The sequence below is a fragment of the Candidatus Enterococcus courvalinii genome (assembly GCF_017315945.1).
Lineage (GTDB): Bacteria > Bacillota > Bacilli > Lactobacillales > Enterococcaceae > Enterococcus_B > Enterococcus_B courvalinii.
Genome location: NZ_JAFLWI010000005.1, coordinates 48,753 through 55,483, shown reverse-complemented (window position 1 = coordinate 55,483; position 6,731 = coordinate 48,753). Strand labels below are relative to the sequence as shown.

The window sequence follows — 6,731 nt, the reverse complement described above, 5'->3', positions numbered from 1 at the left end:
TGGAAAAGGGAACTTTCAAAGTTCCTTTTTTCTAAAATTTAATGACTACAAGTAGACAATGGAGAAAGGCGGAGTTATTGTATGAAACTGATATTTTTTGAGGGTAAAACGTACTTAGAACCAACTGAAAAAATGCTACTTCTTCTACTAGCAAAAAGAAAAGGTATTTATTACGGAAGCGGTATGAGAAGATTAAAACATTCTTGTGAAATTGAGGTCGCAAGTAAAATGCTGTATCAGATTTACGAAGGAAAAACAATCATTGTAAAGCTACCAGATTGCAAAATTTCGCTGAAATATTTGTTTATGAGTAGAACAAAAATGTTAGATCAGTATATTGTTTATGCAGAAGCGAGGAAACTTTATAATAAGAAAGTTATTAATCAATCTTCAGGAGATAAAACTGAGGAAAACAATGTAATAAAAGATTTGTTGAGTATTCAAAATACAAGAGAAGTTCGTTCGAGAAGTAGAAAACGTAATCGAGTAGTGGGGGGATAGTCATGGAAAATAAAAAATATGCAAAAATCGTGAAAAAAGTAAAAGGGCTACTAGCGATTGCAAAAGATGAAAATAAGGATGAAGAGAGTCAATCAGCATTTTTGATGGCACAAAGACTGATGATTCAATATGACATAGACAAAGCAGATATATTAGAAGAAGGAGAAGAAGCGGAGCCTATCGGAGAAGAATCAGTAACCGTATATAAAAAACTTTTTTGGTGGGAACGTACTTTGGGGCAGATCATAGCAAAGAACTTTAGAGTGAAGATGTTCTATAATTCTAAACGAAAAAATGGTGATCAACGTAAAAAAACAAAAGTGGTATTTTATGGATTTGGTAAGGATTTAGAATTAGCTAAGGAAATGTATATATTAGCTTATGAGGTGTTGCTTTATCATTCCCAAAAATATATAGATCGTTGGTATGAAGATGAAGAGGTTGTAAGAGAACGGTACTTAACTGAAAGTATTAAAGCAAGTTATATCAGAGGATTTTTGAGTGGATTAGAAGCTCGCTTTGAAGAACAAGTTGCTGTTCTTACGGAAAGATATGAGGTTATGGTCTTAATCCCTAAAGAAGTGGAGGATTCATATAAAGACTATTCTAAAGAATTTGGAGTCTATAATTCCAAAATTCCGCCTGTAACAGTAGAAAATGCTTATTCTAAAGGGTATGAAGAAGCAAAAAGAGTAGACTTTACAAAAAAAACAGTTGGTACCGATTATTCAAGTCTTGTTGGACATTACATTCGCTTTAGTGAAGGTGTAACAAAGGGATTGATTGCTGAAGTAATTGACATTTCAGAAAATCAATTGCATTTAGTTATTATGAATACTGTTTCTTCTGGACTTTCTACAGACAATCCATATTTTTATTCTTGGATTCTAAATACAGAACACGATTTTGAACCTTTACCTATGACAGATGACTACGTACAATTGTTTATGGGGTACAAGAATAATAAACAGTATAAAAATCAAATAGCAGAAGCATTAAGTGAATTGAGATAGCGGATTATCTGCTATCTCTTTTTTAGTTATAAAAAGAACTTTAATTCATTGCTATGAACAGGTACTATAGGAAACGAAGAGTATATTTATTTATCAGAATATGGTAAAATATAAATATATATCCGACAGACGAAAAAGAGGTGTAACAGATGAAAGTGAAGAGTTTAAGTATTTTAGGATTGTTAGTTGGTTGTCTTGTAGGCCTAACTGCTTGTGGTCAATCTGAAAGTAGTAAGGAGCCTAGTCCTGAAGAGATTGCCTTTGCTAAGGTAGCTAAAATGGATGAACAGAATGTATGGTTCTTGATTGAAGGAGATAAAACAGCTAAGACACCAATTTCACAAGACGCAAGAATTGATTCAGTAATTGTTACTAAAGCCGGAAAATACAAGATGTTCAAAACAGGAACAGGCAAGTTAACATTAGCTAATATTTCAACAATGGATAATGCTGAAATAATTAACAATGCTGAAAAATTTGATCAAGATAGATTTGATAATAAACTTAAAACTGATTCAGATGATTACAACTCCATTTTACAGTCAGCACAAGATGAATTAAAAGCGGAAAAGGGAAGAGAATTTGCCGATCAAAATAAAATCAAAGATTTAGAAGAAAAAATTCCCCTGCTAGAAAATGATATAGAAAACTTGAAGTCAATTGCATACCAACTTCCTATATGGAAAGATATTTCGGTTGAAATCATTAAGGGGAATGATGGAGAAGAACCAAAAAGTGAAAATATTAGTTTTTCATATACGTATTTGAGTAGTCCGATTTGGAATTTTTCAAGTTTCAACGAGTTATCTAGTGAGGGGGATAAAGTTGAAATAATTGAAAATAGTAAGAAAGTCGAGTTGGCAGTTCCGGTAGCTCCTGCTGAAGTTAACAAAAAAACATTTACAGGTTACACAAATCAAAATATGGAAACAATACTTGTAAAGCAAATTAAAAATAGTAATCAAAAAATGATATTAGATAAAGAATAGTAAGTGATGGTGAAAGGGATAAAATCAATGTTTATCCCTTTTTTTAGTACCTAAATTTCCTATATATGATAGCGATATTATTGTCTATCTGATATAATGAAACTAAGGTGGATAATACCAAAAATAACGAAAGGAGAACTAATATGGCCTATAGGAAAGGGAATTGGAAGCCAAAATCAAAGGAGGAAAAACAAAAGGAATTAGATGAGTTAATTGAAATATCGAACAAGAAAATCGAAGAGTATAGAACTGATCCACAAGATATGATTGAGTTCGCTAAGTTTATGTCAAAAATTCATAATTATAGTCCTTTGAATTTATCGCTGATTGACGAACAATTTGAAGGAGCGATTGCTGTAGGAAGCTATAAAATGTGGAATGATCAAGGCTTTAGTGTTAAAAAAGGCGAAAAAGGAATAGGGATTTACGCTCATGCGCCAGTTACTATTTTTATTGATGAAAACGGTAATGAGAAAACATTAAGAGAAGCAACAGCTGAAGAGAAGAAAAAAATTCAACGAGGTGAATTAAATAGCAGACGAGTAGAACATTTTAAAAAAGGCTATGTATATGACGTTTCTCAAACCACTGCTACTGAAGAGGATTTACCAAAGATATTCCCCAATAAAGTTTGGAATTTTCAGGTTGAAGAAGGAACTAATCTTGATCAACTGGAACAAGGTGTAGGAAGGCTTGCGAGCGAATTGGGTATTTCTATTAAGGATATGCGTGAATCAGTAATAGGGGAGTTAGGAAGCGCCAGAGGAGCGTATGTTCAATATAGAGATGGGTCAGAAGAAATCGCTTTGAATTTTAGAAATAGTCGTACTCAAAATCTTGCTACTAGTATTCATGAATTAGCTCATAAAAGAATGCACAATCGTTTAGAAAAAGGAGCTAATTATTCTACAGAAATAAAAGAATTTCAGGCTGAATTGACCTCATTTATTGTATGTAATAATTATGGTATTGATACTTCTGATTTTACAATACCGTATATTGCACAATGGACTAAAAATAATGAAAAAGTTAGTTCTAAAGAATTTCGGAGTATTTTGAGTGATGTAAAATCTACAGCTGTTGAGTTCATTGAAAGTCTTGATAGTTCAATAATTGAACAAAGAGAATCAGAACTTAATAAGAGTTCCCAAAATGTAGTTTCGAGTCTTGATAGTGAAGCACAAAGTGCGCTAAAAAATTCCTTTACCACTGGTGGTAAAGAGGTAGAAAAAGAGAATAAGGTATTTCAAAATTTGGTTTTTAACAGAGAAAACTTTAATACATTCAACAGTAAAAATTTTGACGATTATCGCTTTGAGGGATGTACGTTTGATAAAATTGATATGAGTAATAGTAGTTTTAAAAACGCTGTTTTTGCAGAATGTAAATTTGAGTTTGCTAATATGGAAAACAATGATTTAACTGGAATGACAATGTATGACTCAATGATTCATGGTGGAAATATAAAAAATTCTAACCTTGAAAATTCAATTATTCGAGGGACAAAGATTCATTATCTGAATATGAGTCATGCAAATTTGCAATCAGCTACGTTTGAGAATGTGGATTTTTCTGATATTAAAATAGGTCAATCAATCCAAAATTTGGAAGGGGCTAATTTTTATCTACGAGGAGCTACGGCGGAAGAAAGTAAAATATATCAAGAAAAATATTTTGATCAATTAAATCGAACTAATTTTAATAGTGAATTCGATCCTGATACTATTAAACTGCCGTTTCGAGAATACTTTTCTGATCCCAAATGTCCTGAAAGAAAAGAGTTGCGTTCATATTTTGAAGGTATGATTGAGTTTTATAAAGAAAAATATCCTCAAACAGAAATTGAAGTGGAATATCGAGAAGCTGACGTGACTGTTAAGATTGGTAAAAATTTTGCAACATATATGGCTGATGTGAAACAGTTTGATATTTGTGATATGTATGGTGTTACGGCAGAGAACACTAGTATTGATGAATATGATCGCTTGTTATTAGATAGATCACCGAAAAATTGCGATTATGTTGAAGGGTTTATTCATGAAACAATTAGAGCTGAATCACTAGAAAAGCAACAGTTAGAAAAAATTGAATTGCCAATACCGCTAAAAGTGATTGCTACCGAAGAAGCCGTATATAATTTATCTGATACAGCCAATCAGTATTTTGATTTGAATAATTGGTCTGAAGAGTTTACGAAACAATCAGAAATAGATAGTGTTGAACAATTACTATCGTGTAACGAAGCAGGGGGATTTTATGATAGCCACAATCAAGAGATAGAAAATAAAGTAAGTGATTTTGAACAAGCTACAGGTATTGATTATAGAAGTCAGTTACCGAAAGAAGCATATAAAGCCCAAATGGCTACTCTTGCATATAAAATTGTTGCGACTGAATTAAAAAATGAGATAGAAGAAAAGCAATTTGAGATTCCAAAGAATTCAAAATTAAAAGAGCAAAACTATTCTCTACAATATGAAATGGAGTAAAAGATATGGAAAAACAACATGATTATGAAACAGCTGGTAAATACCGGCTGTTTCATGGAAGTATGAATAAATTTGATCGTTTCAGTTTAGAGTATAAAGGATTAAATGGTACAGATGATGGATTTGGAATATATTTGACACCAAACAAAGAAATGGCAAGTATGTATGCAGAACAGACTAAAAAAGTCGGATATATTTATGAAGTCAGTGCTGACTTAGAAAATCCGTTGTCTACAGAGGAACTAACTGTAACTGAAAAAGAGCTATCGAAGATTATTGACGCTTTACAGGAGTCTAGCGACATTCTAAACAATTTCAATGATGTTGATTATTACGGCAAGAAAGTAGTAAAACGAGAAGCTATGGCAATGCTTCAAGATAACGAAAATGATGTTGATTTGATCAATGAGATTGCAAATACAATTGGAGATACAGAAAAGACAGCAGAAGCATTTTATAATGTCGGACACTATACTCATATTGTTGCCAATGAAAGACTATTACAAAAAGATACGGTAGTGATTGTGCTACAACCGGAAAGAATTGAAATTGAAAGTGTTCAAGATTTGAATATGGAATTAGATGTTCCTGCGATTACTGAAGAGCCATTTTCCGATAATGAAGAAAAATTACTAGAGCAAGAAGAAGCTGTTCAGGGGTTTTGGCAAGGCGTTTTAGCTCAAAGAAGAAAATTTGAAGTTGTAGGCCAAAACGATAGCGGACAAAGTACCGATACAATTTTGTTTACACCAAGCACAAGAGCTGAAGCAGATTATCAAATTACTAGTATTGATAAACAAGGACAGCCTGTTAGTCATTATGACGTTACGGATGAACAAATTGACAACACCGTGGCCGGAAAAACGCATGAGATATTAAGTCGATTACCATTTGCAACAGAAAATACCAGTTATAAAGTATATTTTGATGTTGATAGAGAAGGCCAAAATTTAAATGAAAGAAGGTTTAATATGGCGGAAGATTTCAAAGGGAATAAAGTTCCTGAAATACCTATCAGAGATGTCGTTATAAAAGATTTTGAACAAGAGTTAGAAACCAGTCGGTATTATGATAAACAAGCATGGCAAGAAAGAATTGAGTACCTGAATTCAAGTGATCCTAGCGCTATTTTACGTTTTTCTTTGGATGAAGATGTGGAAGCATTTTACAGTAGCCACACAGATGAAATTGAGGATAAATTATCGTCAATGTCAGAAGTGTTAGGGATAGAAAAAAAATCGTTGTTAAGTGTTTCGGAAAATGTTTCGGAAGTAGATTATAAAAGAAACGCTTCAGTTATGGCCTATAAAATTACAATGGATGAAATTAACAATGATATTGAAAACGGAACGTTTAAAATTCCTTCTATGTCAGAGGATACAGAGAATCGAATTCTGACAATAAGAAATACGGAAAACAAAAGGACACTTGAAATTGAATAGAAGGTGATAAGATGTTTCAACAAATAGATATTGACAAGGTAATCAATACTAATCTAAAAAAAAATTCAGATTGTCATGTGTATATCTGTGAAGATACAAAAACAGCTTTTCAGTTGGCCTTAAAATATGGCAAATATATCAGAACTCATGTGATAAGAGAGAAAAGAGATAAACAAGAAGGTTTTTGGAAAATGTATCTTTCGGATGGGTGTCGGTATATATTTTGTTCAGAAGATTATTTTCTAAATTCTCCTGTAACTTGTTCCTGTCTAGGATTTGCCGGTTAGGTGGGATCAA

Annotated in this window: 6 protein-coding genes; all 6 read left to right on the top strand. The window is 32.4% G+C overall.

Going from position 1 to position 6,731, the window contains the following annotated elements; genetic code table 11:
• Positions 1-81: 81 nt before the first annotated feature.
• The 6 genes from JZO71_RS04305 (at position 82) to JZO71_RS04280 (ending at position 6,721) form a co-directional block, all read left to right on the top strand.
• Complete coding sequence (locus tag JZO71_RS04305) at positions 82-501, top strand: hypothetical protein (RefSeq protein WP_206898366.1); 420 nt, start codon at positions 82-84, stop codon at positions 499-501.
• A gap of 2 nt (positions 502-503) precedes the next feature.
• The gene (locus JZO71_RS04300; protein WP_206898365.1) at positions 504-1,514 is read left to right on the top strand and encodes a DUF2786 domain-containing protein; all 1,011 of its coding nucleotides are present in this window, start codon (positions 504-506) and stop codon (positions 1,512-1,514) included.
• 149 nt (positions 1,515-1,663) lie between these two features.
• A complete protein-coding gene (locus tag JZO71_RS04295; RefSeq protein WP_206898364.1) occupies positions 1,664-2,503 on the top strand; it encodes a hypothetical protein in 840 nt (279 codons plus the stop codon).
• Between the two features lie 143 nt (positions 2,504-2,646).
• Positions 2,647-4,992 (top strand): ArdC-like ssDNA-binding domain-containing protein, encoded by a 2,346-nt coding sequence (locus tag JZO71_RS04290; protein ID WP_206898363.1) that lies wholly within the window; start codon positions 2,647-2,649, stop codon positions 4,990-4,992.
• Positions 4,993-4,997: 5 nt separating this feature from the next.
• A complete protein-coding gene (locus JZO71_RS04285; protein ID WP_206898362.1) occupies positions 4,998-6,434 on the top strand; it encodes an ADP-ribosyltransferase-containing protein in 1,437 nt (478 codons plus the stop codon).
• 11 nt (positions 6,435-6,445) lie between these two features.
• Positions 6,446-6,721: a hypothetical protein gene (locus tag JZO71_RS04280; RefSeq protein ID WP_206898361.1), complete on the top strand. Its 276-nt coding sequence runs from the start codon at positions 6,446-6,448 to the stop codon at positions 6,719-6,721.
• The last annotated feature ends 10 nt before the right edge of the window (positions 6,722-6,731 follow it).